Below are 16,187 nucleotides of genomic sequence, written 5' to 3'. Positions count from 1 at the left end.
CGGAGGGGGAAAATTTGGCATTATACAGTGTCTCATGTGTCTCCTACGGCAGCCTCGCAGGTGCGAAGCTGAACGGAGCCACCGGCGACTCGGAGGCGTTACCGAACTCTCGGTCCGCCGAAGGGCAGCGGCGGGGGCGGGCGGCGCACGCCGCGCGGCAGCTGCGCCTGATAGGCGCGGCCGCAATGCTCGACGCAATAGGGGAAGCCCGGGTTCACCTGCTCGCCGCAGAAGTGGAAGTCGGGCTCGCCCGGGTGGCCCATCGGCCAGCGGCAGACTTTGTCCGACAGGTCGAGCAGGCTGGTCTTGCCGGCGATCTCGGGGCTCGGCTTGGCCGGCACGAGGCGGCGCGGCGGGGCGGGCGGGATCGGGGCCTGCTGGTCGCCCGGGCCCTGCCGCAGGAAGCCGCCGGGGCCGACCGAGACGATCTTGGGGAGGTTCTCCGCCGGAGCAGCGGGCGCGGCGGCGTCGGCAGCCGGAGCCTCGGCGCGCGGGGCGGGGGCGGGGCTGCGGGGCGCGGGACGCTCGGCCGCCTCGACCGGAGCGGCGCGCTCTGCCGGTTCGGGCGCCCGGGGCGCAGCGGCGGGAGCGGGTGCAGCCGGCTTCTTGGCCGCGGGCGCGGCGGCGGGCTTCTTCTTCTCGTTCGCCTTCACGGGGGAGGGACGCGCCTTCAATCCGAGGCGATGCGCCTTGCCGATCACCGCATTGCGGCTGACCCCGCCCAGTTCGGTGGCGATCTCGCTGGCAGTCGCGCCGCCTTCCCACATCTTGCGGAGCGTTGCGATGCGCTCGTCTGTCCAGCTCATAGTGTTCTACCTGTTCCTGTGCCCGGCGGGTGCGGGTGCTTGTCAGCGGCGAGGGTGCAGCCTAGGCACCGTGCCCATGGCTGACAACGCAACTGCAAACCCCTCCGGCAATGCCGCTCCCGTGACGGATGTGACGGCGGATGACAAGACCGGTGGGAGCTTCCGGTTCACCCCGCGCGGTGTTCCCGTGATCACGGGCGTCAATCGCGTGGGGCTCTCGGCGCTCTATATGAAGGAGGTGCGCCGGTTTCTCAAGGTGCAGACGCAAACGATCTGGGCTCCGGCCTTCACGACGCTACTGTTTCTGGTGATTTTCAGCGTCGCATTGGGCCGTGAGGGGCGCGAGGTGCTGGGCGTGTCCTTCGCCAGCTTCGTAGCGCCGGGGCTGATCGTGATGGCGATGATGCAGAACGCCTTCGCCAATTCGAGCTTCTCGCTGCTGGGCGGCAAGATGCAGGGGACGATCATCGACTACCTGATGCCGCCGCTGTCTTCGGGCGAGCTGATGGCGGGGATCCTTGGCGCGGCCGTCACGCGGGCGGTGCTGGTGGGTTGCGCGGTGGCGCTGGCGATGGCGCTGTGGCCGGGCGTGTCGCTGGGCGCGGCGCATCTGTGGGCGGTGGTGTGGTTCGGCCTGATGGGGGCGTGGCTGCTGGCGACGGTGGGCCTCGCAACCTCGATCTGGGCCGAGAAGTTCGATCACAACGCGGCGGTCACCAATTTCATCATCGCGCCGCTCTCGCTGCTGTCGGGCACGTTCTACACGATCGACAACCTCCACGGGGTGTTCCAGACGGTGAGCCGGTGCAATCCGTTCTTCTACGTGATCTCGGGCTTCCGCTATGGCTTCCTCGGCCAGAGTGACATGGGGGACGGCGCGCATGTGGCGGCCGCGGGGCTCGGGCTGCTCGTGCTGAACGGCGTGCTGGCGGCCGGGGTTTACGCGCTGCTGCGCTCGGGCTGGAAGCTCAAGAGCTGAGCGCGGACGCGCTGCCTGCGCCGGACGGGGCGGCCCGCGCGATCCGCGCAATCGCCGCGTTGGCAGCCGCAACATCGTTGATGGGGCCAATATCGAAGTATTCGATCTCGCGGTCCCCCTCCCTGTCGCGCCCGATCCGGACGGGCAAGCGGAGCCAGCCCGATCCGTCGCTCTGCTCGCGGCGCTGGGCGGGGCCGATGCGGTCAGCGGGGAGGGTATCGACCGAAAGCTCGCGCCCGATGACGAGCTTCATGACCCGCCGGTCGGTCACGACATGCAGCACGCGGCCCCTCTCCCACAGGGGCACGAAGGGGCGCGAGAGCATCCATGCGCCGACCGCGACGAAGGGCACGCCGAAGAGCGGGAAGGCCCAGGCGACAAACCCCACATCCTCGGCCCCGCCACTGGCGACGGCGGCGGTGGCGATGCCCGTCCAGGCCAGCGAGAACGCTGTCCACGGCACCGAGAAGACGTAGGAAAGGAACTGCTTGGGATCGACCCGCGCCTGTTGCCAGCCGTGCCATTCGACCGTCTCGCCGGGGCCGAGCTCGCGCTCGAGCGCCTGCCGCAGTCGGGCCATCGCGGTGTTGTCGGGGGTGCCTGCCTCGCTCATTGCCCCGCTTCTAGCAGGGCAAGGTTGTCAATGTGTGAGCGAGCGCCGCATCCGGTAGCGGCCGTCCTTGAAGCTGTCGAACAGCTGGCGGACCGTGGGATGGTCGACCGGGCCGCCCTCGGCGTCGGCGACGAGATTGCCCTGGCTCACATAGGCGACGTAGGAGGAATCCTCGTTCTCGGCGAGCAGGTGGTAGAAGGGCTGGTCCCGGCGCGGGCGGATGTCCTCGGGGATCGACTGGTACCACTCTTCGGAATTGGCGAAGACCGGATCGATGTCGAAGACGACGCCGCGGAAGGCGAACAGGCGGTGGCGGACCACATCGCCGATCCCGAAGCGGGCGCGGGTCTGGCGCGGCGCGATGATGGTGCGTCCGGCCTGGCTCGAGAAGAACTCAGCACGTTCCATGAGGAGCAATATGGACCTTTGCCGACGCAAAACAAGCGCGCGCGGGCCGGGTGTGCCAGATATGCCCGCATTTTGTGCGCCGCCCCCCCTTGGCAAGGGCGAAACCTTGGGCTAACGGGCGCGCTTCCTGTCGCCAGCCGCCTCCGACCGCGCGGCCCGCGATACGCGCGACAGGCCTCGCGGAGAGGTGGCAGAGTGGTCGAATGCGCCGCACTCGAAATGCGGTTTACCGGCAACGGTAACGTGGGTTCGAATCCCACCCTCTCCGCCAGCTGCCCGTCGATTTGAGCAATCTCGAACCATTGCGGACGCCCGTTCGGGCCAGAACTCAACCCGGTGCACCGATAAGCCCGCGGCAATAGCCGCCTCTCCGCTTTCGGATGCCTCGACGTGGCATGCCGGCATCCGGAGCAGATCGCGACCCTGATGCGATGCGCAACCGCGGCTAGAATGCCAGCTGGAAGCGCACCAAGCCGAGATTGCCGCTGGCATCGGGCACCAGCGCACTGCCGGCCGTGCGGGTGTGCGCGTAGTTGGCGAGAACCCGGATGTTACGGGTGATGTACCAGGTCGCCCCCGCGGTCAGGATCGTGGCGGTTCCGCGGTCCAATGCCGGATCGTCGAGATCGGCACGGCTGTAGCGCGCGTTGAGTTCGACCGCGCCGCCCTTCTTGCCGATCCGCGCCCCGCTCGGCACGCCGCTGGCGCGCGAATAGCCGTAGCGCTCGCCGGTGACGAGCCAGCCCGCCCCGACATACCAGCCATTGAAATCGAGGCCGGGTGCCGCGACGCGATCGATGGTGGCGGCGATGTACTGCGCCTGCACCTGCAAGCCCCCGCGGGAATAGGCGAATTCGGCATTATAGGCGTCGAGAGTGCGCGCGCCTGCAAGCGCGCCGGTCGATGCAAGATTGGGGGCAAGGCTCGAGGCGGAGATCGCGGTGAAGCGCGGCGGTTCGGCGGCGTTGAACGAACGGTGTTCATAGGCCGCGCCCAGATGCAGGAAGCTGTCGCGCTCGCGGACGGGGGCGAAGGTCGCGCGCAGGACATAGCCATCGCCGCGCACCCGCGACTGCCCGACCTCGTCGTCGAGCGCATCGGTGAAGTAGCCGCCGGCGATGGTGAAGCTTTCGCCCGCATATTTGACGCTGCCGCCGAGGCCGAAGCCGGGCGAGAAGGAATTGGCCAGCGATCGTTCGGCCAGCGGCATCGTGTTCGAGCTCTGCATGTCCTCCATGCTGAAGGGGACGATCATGTTGCCGCCCTTGATCTCCAGCCCCTCGACCGGCTCGACCGCCAGCCACAGGTTGCGCCAGCCATCGGCCTGCGCGAATTCGCGGTCGACCCGCACCGTCACCACATCCCCGAACTTGGCCGAGAACTCGAGCCGCGCGCGGCGCACGTCGGCGTCGCTGCCGTCGGTGAGGCCGTGCTCGAACACCGAAGCATCGAGATGGAGCCTGCCGCCGAGGTTGAATTCGATATCGCCGGTCTTGAGCGTCAGGCCGTCCTCGTCGGCGCTGGCATCGGCGACCTCTTCGGCGCAGGCCGCGCTCCCGGCACCAAGGGCGGCAAGGCCTGCGGCAAGCGCGATGGCGCGCAGCGATGCGGCGGGGCGGAACGGGTGCTTGGTCATGTCTCGGTGTCCTGTTGCTGCAAGGCCGACCCGAACACGGGCCGTCCCGCTGCCAACGGGACAGCCCCGTCACTTATTCCCGCCGACCCCGACAAAGTTTTTTCCGCGCGCTGCGGAATAAGCGGCGCCCCCCCTCCGTTAGCATCGGGCAAGCCCAGCCATGAGGAGACAAGCCAATGACCATCCATGACTTCCAGTCGCTCGACGGGGTGGCCTATGGCGAGCGGCTCGAGCGGCGGCTCGCGGCAGCCAAGCGCGCTTTCACCACGCGCAATGTCGATCTGGCGGCGGCATCGCGGCTGGTGCGATCGGGCCGCCGACCGCAGCCGGGCGACCTCATCCTCGCGCGGGTCACCGGCCTCGGCCAGCACCGCCGGCTCGAGAATGTCCACGGCCGCCGCGGCGATCTCTACGAGGGGGACGAGATCATCGTCGCCTACGGCAACCGCTACGCACCCGACCAGTTCGAGGCCTATGTCCCCGACAACCTTGGGCCATGCCATCTGGTCGCAGGCGGCGGGGTGGCAGCGCTGGTCTCCTCGCGTCACGCGGGCATCAAGCCCGCCACGAAGATCGAGGTGATCGGCGCGCTGATGCGGGCCGATGGGCAGGCGGTCAATCTTGCCGATTTCGCCCTCGCGCCGCCGCCGTCCGCGCGCCCGGCCCGGGTGATCGCGGTGGTCGGCAGCTCGATGAACGCGGGCAAGACCACGACCGTCAGCGGGCTGATCCACGGCTTGAGCCGCGCAGGCTTCAATGTCGGCGTGGCCAAGCTCACCGGCACCGGGTCGGGCGGGGACCTGTGGTCGATGCGCGATGCCGGGGCGGCGCTGGCGCTCGATTTCACCGATGCAGGCCATGCCTCGACCTTCGGGGTGTCCGACGAGGATCTGGGCGATGTCGCGCAGCTGCTGCTCGCCCGTCTCGGCGCGGCGGGGATGGATATCGCGGTGGTCGAGATCGCCGACGGGCTGCTCCAGCGGGAGACCGCCGCGCTGGCCCTGACCGGTCATGCCCGCGGCTGGTTCGACGGCTTCCTGTTCGCCGCCGCCGACGCGATGGGCGCGGCTTTCGGCTGCGAGTGGCTGACCCGGCGCGGAATCGAGCCCCTGGCGATTTCCGGGCTGGTCACGGCCTCTCCGCTCGCCGCGCGCGAGGCGGCGATGGCGACGGGGATCGAACTCGCCGATCTTGCCAGCTTGCGCGATCCGGTGGCGGCCGCGCGCATCGCCTTCAGCGCGCCCGGATTGCGGGTCGCCGCGTGACCTCTGCCCCGAGGCTTCTGGCAGGGCGACGTCGCGGTCTTGCCGCGGCGCTGGTTACGCTGGCGATCGGCGAGGCGCTGCTGGTGGTGCTGTTTGCAGCCGAGCTCGACCAGTTGCTCTCCAGCCCCGTCCCTGCGCCCTCGGCGCTGGCGGCAGGTGCGGGCATCGCGGGTGCGGCTGCCACCGCGCTGCTGCTCCAGCGCTGGGTCGGCGAGAGCTTCGCGCAAGGCTATGTCGCCGATTGCCGCGCCGCGCTCTACGCTGCGGTGGTGCGCTGGCGCGGCGCAAATGCGGGCGAGGGCGGCGCGCGCTGGCTCACCGGTCTTATCAACGACATGGCGTCGCTGCGAAATTACGCCTTGCGCGGATCGGTGCGGCTGTGGACCAGCGCAACGGCAGCCGGAGCGGCGGGCCTGTGGGTCGCCCTCACCATGCCGCAACTACGCATCGGCCTGTTTCCTCTGCTGATCGGCACGGCGGTCATCCTGCTGCTGACCTTGCCGCTGTCCCGCGCGATTCTGGTGCAGCGTCGCGAGCGCGGGCGGCTCAACCGCTTCATGGTGCGCAAGGTGCGCGCCGATCTCGAGAGCGCGCCGCCGCGCAAGGGCAATGGCACCCGCAAACTCGCCTCGCTCTCTGCCACGCTGGCGCATGCTTCGGTGACGCGCGCGGCCGCGATCGGCGCGATGGAGGCTGTCGCAACGCTCGCCGGACTGGCAGCCGCGCTCGTGCTGGTGTGGCAAGCCGGGGGGCGCGGCGGCCATGCCGGGATCGCCGGACATCTGACCGTGATCGGCTTCATCGCCGCCCGGCTGCTGGAGAGCGTGCGCGCGCTCCACGCGCGGATCGGCGGGCGGATCGCGCTCGACCGGCTCGCCGGCCTGATCGCCAGCGCCCCGCCCCGCAAGCGCTCGCGCCGCTCGGGGACGGCGCGCAGCCGCGCGGCGCGGGCGCGCGAGCTCGAATCCTCCGCCGCGCCGCGCGCCGCGCTTGCGCCGCCATCAACTCCTTTGACGCAGGAGCGAGTGTCGTGATGCCCTTCCTGAAGCCCGACCTGGTCGCGCCCGCCTCCCAGCCGCGCTTCCGCCCTGCCAGCCACGGGGCGATGCCCGATTGCTACATCGCCAATGTCAGGCCCGGTCAGCCGGTGCTGGTCGCGGTGCACGGCATCAGCCGCAACGCTGCCGAGATCGCGATGCGATTTGCGCTCGACCCCGCCTTTGCCGGGACGACGATCATCGCCCCGCTGTTCACCCGCGAGGCGTTCGGCCAGTATCAGCAATTGGTGGCGCGCAAGAGCGGACAGGTGCTCGCCGACCACGCGCTTATCGCGCTGCTCGACGACCTTGCTGCCGAATACGGCATCACGGCCGATCGTTTCGCGCTGTTCGGCTTTTCGGGCGGCGCGCAGATGGCGCACCGCTTTGCCCTGTTCCATCCCCGCCGGGTGCGGCGCCTGTGCGTGGTTTCGGCTGGGTGGTATTGCATGCCGCACACCGACATCGCCTACCCCCACGGCATCGGCGACGGGAAGGGCGGGGCGATTGTCGGGCCGGAGTTCCTCGACATCCCGACCACGGTGATCGTCGGCAACCGCGACACGCGGGTCGACGCCTCGGTCCGGCAGGACGAGATCATCAACCTGCGCCAGGGCCGCAACCGCCTGCGCCGCGCGCGGTGCTACACCCGCGCGCTGCGCAGCTATGCCGAGGCACAGGGCAAGGACAGCACCCCCACGCTGCTGACACTGCCGGGCATGAGCCATGATTTTCATCAATGCGTGACCGAGGGCGGGCTGCTGAAGATCGCCGCGCAGGCGTTGCTGTAGCAATCGTTTTCAATTAGCCATGCCCCGAGGGGCCATAAAGAAAAGAGCGGGATATGCCGAATTTGGGGGGTTTGCGCAGGCTGGGCTGCGGCGTGCTGGCGGGATTGACGCTGGCGGGGGCATCGAGCGCGCGGGCCGATGAGGGGCTCGGACCGCTTGAGGTGCAGTGGCAGGGCTTCGACATCCGCCTGACTGCCGGCGCAGCGGCGCAGGGCGCGGTGTTCGAGGACCGGGATCCCGCCACCGACTCACCCGATGCCAAGATCGATCTCTTCGCACGGCTCAATGCCGAATGGACCTCGCCCGGCGGGGTTCTGATCGGCTTCAATGTCGAACAGAACAGCCGCCGCCGCGCCTCCGAAGTGCTCGAGGCGGGGGAGATCTACGCCTTTGCCGCAACCGACTATGGCCGGATCGAGGTCGGCCTGCAGGATGGCCCGGCCGACACGCTCGCCTTTGCCGCGCCGCTGGTGGCGCTGGGGCAGGTGCGCGGCGAGTTCTCGCGCTATGCGGGGAGTCAGGCGCTGCTGCGCGCGCTCGATACGCAGGACGCCTTCAAGGTGATCTACCTCTCGCCGCCGGTCGGGGGTCTGCGCGGCGGTGTGTCATGGTCGCCCAAGGTGCGCCGCAATTCGGCCGCCGTGGACTCGCGCGAACGGATCGCGCTCGACAATGCCTTCGAATTCGGGCTGCAATATCAGCAGCCGGTGGGCGACTGGATCCTGGGGGCGAGCGCAGGCTATGCCACAGGCGAGGCCGATCCGCTGACCACCCGCGCCGACCTCGACAGCTGGAGCCTCGGGGCCGAAGCGCGCCGGGGGCCGTTCCGGATCGGCGGCGCCTATGTCGACCGCGGCGATTCCAACCGGCTCGATCGCGGGTTCGATCAGTGGGAAGTGAACGGCGGCGTGGGCTGGGTGACCCCCGAATGGGGTGTCGCGGCGAGCGCGGCCTACACCAAGGCCTCGGACCGCAGCAACCGGCTGATCGGGGCGGGCGGGTTCTACCAGCTCCACCCCAACGTCCAGCTGCGCGCTGATGTGGTGCGGTTCCGCGAGGAGCAGTTGCTCGCCGGTGTGAACAAGGGCGTGGCCGCGGTGATGGAGATCGCCTTCATCATCTGACGGCAGGGCCGGGGATCCCCCGGCCCGCCTATTTCCGCTTGAGCTCGGCCAGCTCCTCGGGCCCGATCAGCGGATCGCCCGCGATCTGTTCGTCGACCGCAGCCACCACGCCCACCGCCGCATCGCCGCCCGCGAGCTTCATCTCGCCCACCGGAGCCGCACGGCGGCCATAAGCCTCGACCTGCCAGTCCCCGCCCTTGGCCGCGCAGGCCAGCGCGTCGCTGGTGGCAGCCCCACCGGGCGCGGTGATGGTGAACTGGCGGCACAAGGCGCCCGCGCTGTTGCGGAAGGTCAGCACCACCTCTCCCTGTCCGAGCGCGGCAAGATCCTGCGCCTGCCCGCTGGGGGCGGCATCGAGCATCGCCGAGACCTCGGCATTGGCGAGCAGCAGCGCGCCCGGATCGCCCCCAGATGCGCCCTCGCGTCCGCCCAGCAGCGGCCCGCCGATCATCACGCCAAGCGCGAGGCTGGCGGCGAGGCCTGCGAACTGCGGCCAGCGCCAGCCGCTGCCGGTGTCGTTGGCAGGCTGAGGCAGCGCGCGGGTCTGTTCGCGCCGGTCGGCGAGATTGACGACCTCGGCACCACCCGGCGCGGCGAGCGCCTCGGTCAGGCGGGCCGGGACCGGCGCGTCGAGCACCGGCGCAAAGGCATCGCGCACCGTCTGCGCGGCGGCATCATCACCGCCCTCGGCGAGCGCGATCGCCCGTTCGGCGAGCGCAGGATCGGCGTTGATCGCCGCCTCGATCGCTTGGGCGAGCCCATCGTCCTCCAGCGTTCCGTCAAGGAAGGCGGCGAGCTGGGTATCGGTGAAGGCGGCGGTCATTGCACCATCCCCTCGGGCATGGCGAGTACCTTGGCCAGCGCCGCCTTGGCGCGCGACAGGCGGCTCATCACCGTGCCGATCGGCAGATCGAGCGCCTCGGCCGCGTCGCGGTAACTGAACTCCTCGAGCATCACCAGCGCGACCACATCGCGCTGATCGGGCGGCAGGCGGTCGACCGCGGCGCGCACCTTGCGCGCGGCATCGCTTGCCTCGACCAGCGCCACGCCGTCATCGCCGGCTATGTCCATCAGGGCGTCGATGTCGTCATGCCCGGCGCGGTTGTGCGCGCGGCGGCGGTCGTCGATCCAGGTGTTGCGGGCGATCCGGAACATCCAGCTGTCGAGCCGGGTGCCGGGTTGCCACTGATCCCAATTCAGCATCGCTTTCTCCAGGCTCGTCTGCACGACATCGTCGGCATCGGCCAGATTACCCGTGAGCACCCGTGCAAACCGGCGCAGACGCGGCAGTAGCGCAACCAGCGCTTGTCTTGTCTGCTCGTCGGCATTCATCGGGTGGCTCATGGCGAAAACGGTTCGGCGGTCGGGATTATTCCCGAGCCATAAAAAGTCGCGGGAATAAAGTCACTCTGTGAACCGTATCCTCATCAATGGTCAATCCGGCGGCTGCGTGATATTCTGCGACCCGCGCGTGGGGAGAGGCGATGCGTTCGAGAATGCCCTTGTTTGCTGTGCTTGTGCTGCTGGCCGTGCATGGCCTCCAAACCGGCGCGCCGCTGTCCGCGCCGCTGTTTGCGCAGGGGCCGGGCAGCGACGACGACGACGGCGGCGATGACGATGCTGTCGATCCGGGTGCGGACAATGATGTCACCGACCCGGACGATGCCGATCCCGGCTCCGACCCCGGGGCGGACGGGGATGCCGATGCGGGCGATCCGGACACAGGCGACCCGGATGCGGGCGGTCCCGACGACGTCGATTCCGGGGGCTCCGACGATGGCGATGGCGGCTCGGGCGATGGCGGTTCCGATGACAGCGGCAGCGGCTCGGGCGACGACGGCGGCAACTCCGGCCACGGCGGCGACGACGATGACAGCGACAGCTCCGGCAAGGGGGGTAGCGGCAGCGACGACGACGCCTCTGACGACGACAACTCCGGATCCGGCAAGTCGGACGACGATGATGATGCCGACAAGGTCGACAATTCCGGCAAGGGCAATGCCGAAGACCGCGGCGACGACGATGACGATGATGACAGCGACGACGACCAGGCCGACGACAAGGGCGATGACAGCGACGACAACCTCGGTTCGTGGGATCTGCCCGGCGCGGAAAGCGCTGCCACGCGCGCCGAACTCGACCTGCGCGACCGGATCGACACCGACGACGAGGGCTTCCGCTACCGCCGCGGGGAATTCGTCGCGCTGGATCTGAGCGAGGATGACCTCGCCTTGCTCGAGGGGCAGGGCTTCGAGGTCGTCGCCCGCGAGCAGCTGGCCTCGGTCGATGGCACGCTGCTGCTGCTGCGCGGCCCGCCGCAGATCACCGGAGAGGCTGCCCGCGATGCGCTGGACGCGCTCGGCGATCCCGACAGCATCGGCCTCAACCACCTGTTCGACAGCGCCGCCACCCGCACCCGCAAGGCGCGCGGGAAGGCCGCGCCGCCGCGTGTGGCCTGCGGCTGCGAAATCGGACTGATCGACACCGGCGTCGCCGGCGATCTCGCCCAGTTCAAGCATGTGCAGCTAACCCAGCAGGCCTTCAACGGCAAGCAGACCGAAGCCCGGCTGCACGGCACAGCGGTCGCCTATCTGGTTTCGGGAACAAAGGGCAACCCGGACCGCGCCACCCGGATCTACGTCGCCGACATCTTCAGCGGCCCGCGCGAGACAGCCGGATCGAGCTTCGCGCTGATCAAGGCGCTCGATTGGCTCGCGGCGCGCAAGGTGCCGGTGATCAACATCAGCCTGTCCGGCCCGCGCAACCCTGCCGTTGCCAAGGCGATCGCGCGGATCGCGGGACAGGGCCACATCATCGTCGCGGCGGCCGGCAATGACGGCCCCGCGGCCCCTCCGGTGTTCCCCGGTGCCTACGAGGGCGTGGTCGGCGTGACGGCGGTCGATGCCCAGGATCGGGTCTACCGCTATGCCAATCGCGGCGGCTATGTAGATTTCGCCGCGCACGGCGTCGCGGTCGCGGCGATCGACGACAAGGGCGCGCTGCGCGATGCGACCGGCACCTCCTTTGCCTCCCCGATCGTCGCTGCAAGGCTCGCTGCCCGGCTGCGCACACCCGACACGGCCGCCTCGCGCCGCGCGGTGCAGGCGCTCGAGGGCGAGGCCCGCGATCTGGGCCCGCGCGGACGCGATCCGATCTACGGCGTGGGCCTGATCGGGGAGCGGCCATGACCCTGAGCCTGGTCGCCGCAGCAGCGGCCGCCGCCACGGCGTTACCCTCCCCCATTGCTCTCCCGCAATACGAGGGCGGCGATGCCTTCGTCTTTTCCGACGGGCGGGTCGAACGCGTGGTCGAGAGCCGCGGGGACACGGTCATCTGGGCCGGCCTATCCGGTCCGAGCTACACCCGCAGCCGCAACTTCATCGTGCCGGTGCTGGCATGGCGCAGCGGCAGGGGCACCGGCAGGCGCGAGGTGCACGGCAATCCCGACGCGATCTGGCCGATGGCCCGCCCGCGCTCGGTCCGCTTTCGCGTGGTGAGCGAGACGCGCACCAGCCCCGAGGCGGCGCTCAGGCGGTCGGTCGCCCTGTGGGTGTGCAAGTCCGGCAAGCTGCGCGGCTTCACCGTCAAGGCCGGCTCCTTCGAAGCGGTTCCGGTGGTGTGCGACCGCTATTCATCGACCACGATGCGCCTGATCGAGCGGCGCGAATGGGACTACGCGCCCGAGCTCGGCCATTACATCCGCCGGGTCAGCATCAACTACCTGCGCGGCAGCAAGCGCGAGGTCGAGCTGGTCGCCGCCCTGTCGGGACCCGCCGCCAGCCCGGCCCGGCTCAGTGCGCTCGCGCGTCAGGCATCGGCAGATCGCGACCTGCCGCGCCGGCCGTGACCAGCGCCGCACCATCGCGCGGGCGCAGATCGAAGATCAGGTGGATCCGGTCGTCATCCCCGTCATTGCGGGCCTCGTGCAGCTGGTCGTTGTCGAACCACCACAATTCTCCGTTGCGCATCCGCACCTCCTCGTCGCCCGCACGCATCCACGAGCCCGATGACTTGAGCACGAGGTGATAGCGGTCGCGCAGGCGGTAATATTCGCCCCGGTCGATGTGCGGATAGACGCGGTGACCCGGCGGCAGGCAGACGATCTTCGCGCGTGACAGCTCGCCATCGAGATCGCGCGCGATTGACTTCAGAAAAGCGCGGGCGAGCGGATATTGCGGCGAACCGCTGGTCCACCGGGTTTCATGGACATCGCGCCGCTGGCGTTCGCCGATGGCCGATGCCCGCACGCCGCGCAGGGGTATCGCAAGCGCCTCGCGCTGCACCGTGACCTTCTCCTGCCGCCCGCGATGCGCCTCGAAGGCGCCTGTGTTTGCGGCGATTTCGGCAAGCAGGGGGGCGGTGTCGATCCGCTCCCGAACCAGCCTGAAATATTTCATGAGGCGACCTCCCGTCCTGCGATTATCGCGATCAGGGCAAGAACGGATTGTCGTGAGGAGTTATTCCCGGATGCCGCAGCCGATCACGCAAAGCCGGTCAGGCAGTTGTCCGCCCGCTTGCAGTCATCAGCGGGCTCAATGCTCGCTCCCGAAAGCAGCACCGGTCATCGCTTCGGACCTCGCCCACAGGCCTGCGGCAAGGTCTGCATCGCGAATATGCGGCCACACGCCGCTCGCACGCGGTGGCGGGTCTCCGGCCATCGCGCCGATATTGCAATCCTCGCAGTAAACCCCGCCCATGCCCTCGAGCAGCGGCGAGGTGGCGCACCAGACCGATGTCGCAGCGCCTTCGGCCGGGGTCTTGAACATGGCGTTCAGGGTGCCGGCCTCGTCGTACCAGCCCATCGCCTTTTGCTCGTCCATCGTAAGGTGGCGCTGGAGCGGGGTGGCGATGCCGCCGGGATGCACCGCGAAGGCGCGCACGCCGTGGGCCTGGCCCAGTGTGTCGAGATGAAGTGCGAACAGCGCATTTGCCGACTTGGCCTGCCCATAGGCGAGCCACTTGTCATAGGGGCGATGTTCGAAGTGGAGGTCTTCCAGCACCAGTCCATGGAGCCGGTGGCCGATCGAGGAGACCGACACCACGCGCGCACCCCCGGCAGCCTTGAGCAGCGGCCAGAGCCGCGCGGTGAACTGGAAGTGCCCGAGGTGGTTGACCGCGAACTGGCTTTCGAACCCGCGCGCATCGCGGGCCAGCGGGCAGGCCATGATCGCGGCGTTGTTGATGAGGATGTGCAGGGGTCCGGTGCGCTCCGTCACTTGCGCGGCGCACGCGTCGATCGAGGCCGGATCGGCAAGATCGAGCGCGAGGATCTCGACCTCCCCCGCCACATCGGCGAGGTCTTCGGCCGCCTTGTCCGGCCGCCGCGCCCCCACCAGCACGCGCGCGCCTGCTGCGGCCAGCGCGCGGACCACTTCGGTGCCAAGGCCCGAATAGCCCCCCGTGACGAACGCGGTCTTGCCCGAAAGATCGATCCCCCTGGTCACCTCAAGCGCGGTCGAGCGGTATCCGAAAGGCGATGCGATCGGTTCCTGCGGTGTGGTCATGGGCCCTCTCCCCTTTATTCCAGAGCCCGAAGCTTTGCACGGCGCGCATCCGGCGTAAAGCCGCGCCGCCTGCGCTCACCCGAGGCTGACGCCCAGCGCGGTCGCGGCTTTGGTGATGAACTTCGTTACCTGCTGTCCGCCCTGTTCGTAGGCCTCGGCCCCGCTCACGTCGCTGATCGCGGCGAACTGCGCCGCGACGTTCTCAGGCGTGCAGTCTTCGGGCGGGAGGTAGATGCCAGAGGTTTCCATGATGACCGTGCGGGCAAAGCCGCCGGCGGTCGCATCGAGGATCACGCGCGAGGGCGCGTCCTCGCTGACGAGGTAGAGCAGCCCCGGCGTCACCGCCTCGGGCTCCATCAGCGCGACGATGGCGGGCGGCAGCAGGTCGCGGGTCATCTGCGTCGCCGCGCCCGGAGCGAGCGTGTTGACGCGGATGTTGTTCTTCGCGCCTTCGATGTGGAGCACGTTCATCAGGCCGACGACCGCCATCTTGGCCGCGCCGTAATTCGACTGGCCGAAATTGCCGTAGATGCCCGAGGACGAGCTGGTCATCACGATCCGGCCATAGTTGGCCGCCTTCATGTGCGGCCAGCAGGCCATGGTGCAGATCGCCGAGCCGGTGAGGTGGACGCGGATCACCGCCTCCCAATCGGCCAGCGTCATCTTGGCGAAGCTGGTGTCGCGCAGGATCCCGGCATTGTTGACGAGGATGTCGGCGCTCCCCCAGTCGCGGACCGCCCTGGCGACCATGTCGGCGACCTGTTCGGGATTGGCGACGTCGGCGCCGTGGGCCATCGCGGTGCCGCCAGCGGCGCGGATCAGGGCGACGGTCTCTTCCGCCCCCGCAGAGGTTCCGCCATCGGGGCCGGAGCCGCCGCCGTAGTCATTGACCACCACCTTCGCCCCGCGCGCGGCCAGCCCCAGCGCATGGCTGCGTCCGAGGCCTGCGCCTGCGCCAGTGACGATGGCGACGCGGTTGTCGAATCTGATGGTCATTGCTGCTCTCCGGTCAAAGTTCTGAGGGGGTGAGGGGTGTCCGCGCCGCCCATTCGCGGGCGATGGCGGCCATTGCGTCGGGGTAAGTCACCTGCGGGGCCCAGCCGAGCTCGCGGCGGATCGCGCCCGCGTCGATGCGATTGGAGAAGCCCACGAGGTTGAGCCCCTCCATTGAAGGCAGGGCGGGATCGCGCGGTTCGACGAGGTTCGCCGGTTCCTCATTCGCCGCCACCACCGCCAGCGCCGCATCGAGCGGGATCATCGGGGGCGGGGGCTTGCCGACCACGGCCGCCATGTCGTCCATGAAGCGCCGCCAGGTGACGCCGTTTGCGTCACAGACATTGAAGGTGCGCCCTGATGCTTCGGGCCGGGTTCCGGCGAGGAAGAGCGCGTCGGCGAGGTTCTCGACATGGACAAGGCCAGCGTCGTTGGCTTCCGCATCCCCGAACACCGCCCCGCCGCTTGCCGCGATGGCTTCGAGCAGCCGGTCACCCCAAGCGCTCGCCCCGCCAAGGCCGTAGACATTGGCCGGACGGATCAGCGTCAGCGGCATCCCGGTGCGCTCTGCGACTTCGCTGGCGACGATCTCCTGCCCCTGCTTGGCGCGGCCATAGGCGCCCGCCCACGGCCCGTGGCCGTCCTCCTCGCGGCAGACCTGCGTCTGGATCAGCGTGCCGTAGACCGCGATCGAGGAGGCGACGACCGCGCGCCCCCCCTCGGCCGCAATGGCCTCGCAGACATTGCGGGTGCCCTCGGCGATGACGTCCCATTGCCACTGGTAGCGGCCCGCGACCCCGACGGGAGCGGCGAGGTGGATCACGAGGTCGCACCCTTGCGCTGCGTCTTCGACCGCCGCCCGGTCGGCAAGGTCGCCATAGGCCATGCGCACGCGCGTGCCCCACGCAGAAGGCGGCGCCTCTCCGGGGAGCGAGAAGCTGGTGACATCCCACCCGGCCGCAAGGAACCGCGCGACAACCCGCCGCCCGATGAACCCCGGCCCTCCCGTGACGAGCACGCGCGCCATGATG

The 16,187-nt window shown here is 69.4% G+C and carries 17 protein-coding genes and 1 tRNA gene; 8 read left to right on the top strand and 10 right to left on the bottom strand.

The genetic code is table 11. From position 1 onward, the window contains the following. Positions 1-98: 98 nt before the first annotated feature. On the bottom strand, positions 99-806 hold the full coding sequence (locus PFX90_RS14305) for a GcrA family cell cycle regulator (RefSeq protein WP_285713251.1): 708 nt from the start codon (positions 804-806) through the stop codon (positions 99-101). 76 nt (positions 807-882) lie between these two features. Between PFX90_RS14305 and PFX90_RS14300 the strand changes: the two genes are divergently transcribed. Beyond that, the gene (locus PFX90_RS14300) at positions 883-1,785 is read left to right on the top strand and encodes an ABC transporter permease (RefSeq protein ID WP_285713250.1); all 903 of its coding nucleotides are present in this window, start codon (positions 883-885) and stop codon (positions 1,783-1,785) included. Here the strand turns inward: PFX90_RS14300 and PFX90_RS14295 are convergent. Then, positions 1,775-2,398 carry a hypothetical protein gene (locus tag PFX90_RS14295; protein WP_285713249.1) on the bottom strand — a complete coding sequence of 208 codons (624 nt, stop codon included), beginning with the start codon at positions 2,396-2,398 and terminating at the stop codon, positions 1,775-1,777. The two genes, PFX90_RS14300 and PFX90_RS14295, sit on opposite strands and share 11 nt — an antisense overlap. A gap of 27 nt (positions 2,399-2,425) precedes the next feature. After that, on the bottom strand, positions 2,426-2,806 hold the full coding sequence (hspQ, locus tag PFX90_RS14290) for a heat shock protein HspQ (protein ID WP_285713248.1): 381 nt from the start codon (positions 2,804-2,806) through the stop codon (positions 2,426-2,428). Between the two features lie 181 nt (positions 2,807-2,987). On the opposite strand from hspQ, the gene PFX90_RS14285 reads away from it, so the two are divergent. Then, positions 2,988-3,077, top strand: a tRNA-Ser gene (locus tag PFX90_RS14285). A 174-nt stretch (positions 3,078-3,251) separates the two neighbouring features. Here PFX90_RS14285 and PFX90_RS14280 read toward each other — a convergent pair. Then, on the bottom strand, positions 3,252-4,442 hold the full coding sequence (locus PFX90_RS14280) for an OprO/OprP family phosphate-selective porin (protein ID WP_285713247.1): 1,191 nt from the start codon (positions 4,440-4,442) through the stop codon (positions 3,252-3,254). A 176-nt stretch (positions 4,443-4,618) separates the two neighbouring features. Between PFX90_RS14280 and PFX90_RS14275 the strand changes: the two genes are divergently transcribed. Genes PFX90_RS14275 through PFX90_RS14260 form a run of 4 tightly spaced genes read left to right on the top strand, consistent with a single transcriptional unit; the run spans position 4,619 to position 8,659 of the window. Next, a complete protein-coding gene (locus PFX90_RS14275; protein WP_285713246.1) occupies positions 4,619-5,707 on the top strand; it encodes a DUF1611 domain-containing protein in 1,089 nt (362 codons plus the stop codon). Beyond that, positions 5,704-6,741, top strand: coding sequence for a hypothetical protein (locus PFX90_RS14270; RefSeq protein ID WP_285713245.1), 1,038 nt, complete (start codon positions 5,704-5,706; stop codon positions 6,739-6,741). Before PFX90_RS14275 ends, PFX90_RS14270 begins: the two co-directional genes overlap by 4 nt. After that, positions 6,741-7,535, top strand: coding sequence for an alpha/beta hydrolase (locus tag PFX90_RS14265; RefSeq protein WP_285713244.1), 795 nt, complete (start codon positions 6,741-6,743; stop codon positions 7,533-7,535). The genes PFX90_RS14270 and PFX90_RS14265 overlap by 1 nt, the downstream gene beginning before the upstream one ends. Before the next feature lie 53 nt (positions 7,536-7,588). Beyond that, positions 7,589-8,659, top strand: coding sequence for a porin (locus PFX90_RS14260; RefSeq protein WP_285713243.1), 1,071 nt, complete (start codon positions 7,589-7,591; stop codon positions 8,657-8,659). 28 nt (positions 8,660-8,687) lie between these two features. On the opposite strand, the gene PFX90_RS14255 is transcribed toward PFX90_RS14260, so the two are convergent. Both PFX90_RS14255 and PFX90_RS14250 read right to left on the bottom strand, forming a co-directional pair. Further along, entirely contained in the window at positions 8,688-9,482 is a 795-nt protein-coding gene (locus PFX90_RS14255; protein WP_285713242.1) for an anti-sigma factor, read from the bottom strand. Further along, the gene (locus PFX90_RS14250) at positions 9,479-10,003 is read right to left on the bottom strand and encodes an RNA polymerase sigma factor (RefSeq protein ID WP_285713241.1); all 525 of its coding nucleotides are present in this window, start codon (positions 10,001-10,003) and stop codon (positions 9,479-9,481) included. The genes PFX90_RS14255 and PFX90_RS14250 overlap by 4 nt, the downstream gene beginning before the upstream one ends. A 152-nt stretch (positions 10,004-10,155) precedes the next feature. Between PFX90_RS14250 and PFX90_RS14245 the strand changes: the two genes are divergently transcribed. After that, positions 10,156-11,847 carry a S8 family serine peptidase gene (locus PFX90_RS14245; protein WP_285713240.1) on the top strand — a complete coding sequence of 564 codons (1,692 nt, stop codon included), beginning with the start codon at positions 10,156-10,158 and terminating at the stop codon, positions 11,845-11,847. Then, a complete protein-coding gene (locus PFX90_RS14240; protein ID WP_285713239.1) occupies positions 11,844-12,506 on the top strand; it encodes a hypothetical protein in 663 nt (220 codons plus the stop codon). Before PFX90_RS14245 ends, PFX90_RS14240 begins: the two co-directional genes overlap by 4 nt. Here PFX90_RS14240 and PFX90_RS14235 read toward each other — a convergent pair. The 4 genes from PFX90_RS14235 to PFX90_RS14220 form a co-directional block, all read right to left on the bottom strand. Then, positions 12,451-13,056 (bottom strand): aspartyl/asparaginyl beta-hydroxylase domain-containing protein, encoded by a 606-nt coding sequence (locus tag PFX90_RS14235; RefSeq protein ID WP_285713238.1) that lies wholly within the window; start codon positions 13,054-13,056, stop codon positions 12,451-12,453. The two genes, PFX90_RS14240 and PFX90_RS14235, sit on opposite strands and share 56 nt — an antisense overlap. Positions 13,057-13,191: 135 nt before the next feature. Continuing rightward, positions 13,192-14,163 carry an oxidoreductase gene (locus tag PFX90_RS14230; RefSeq protein WP_285713237.1) on the bottom strand — a complete coding sequence of 324 codons (972 nt, stop codon included), beginning with the start codon at positions 14,161-14,163 and terminating at the stop codon, positions 13,192-13,194. Positions 14,164-14,238: 75 nt separating this feature from the next. Next, on the bottom strand, positions 14,239-15,159 hold the full coding sequence (locus PFX90_RS14225; RefSeq protein ID WP_285713236.1) for an SDR family NAD(P)-dependent oxidoreductase: 921 nt from the start codon (positions 15,157-15,159) through the stop codon (positions 14,239-14,241). A 13-nt stretch (positions 15,160-15,172) separates the two neighbouring features. Beyond that, complete coding sequence (locus PFX90_RS14220; RefSeq protein ID WP_285713235.1) at positions 15,173-16,183, bottom strand: NAD-dependent epimerase/dehydratase family protein; 1,011 nt, start codon at positions 16,181-16,183, stop codon at positions 15,173-15,175. Positions 16,184-16,187 lie beyond the last annotated feature (4 nt).

Source organism: Erythrobacter oryzae (genome assembly GCF_030271515.1).
Taxonomy (GTDB): domain Bacteria; phylum Pseudomonadota; class Alphaproteobacteria; order Sphingomonadales; family Sphingomonadaceae; genus Erythrobacter; species Erythrobacter oryzae.
This window is presented reverse-complemented; position numbering and strand designations above follow the sequence as displayed.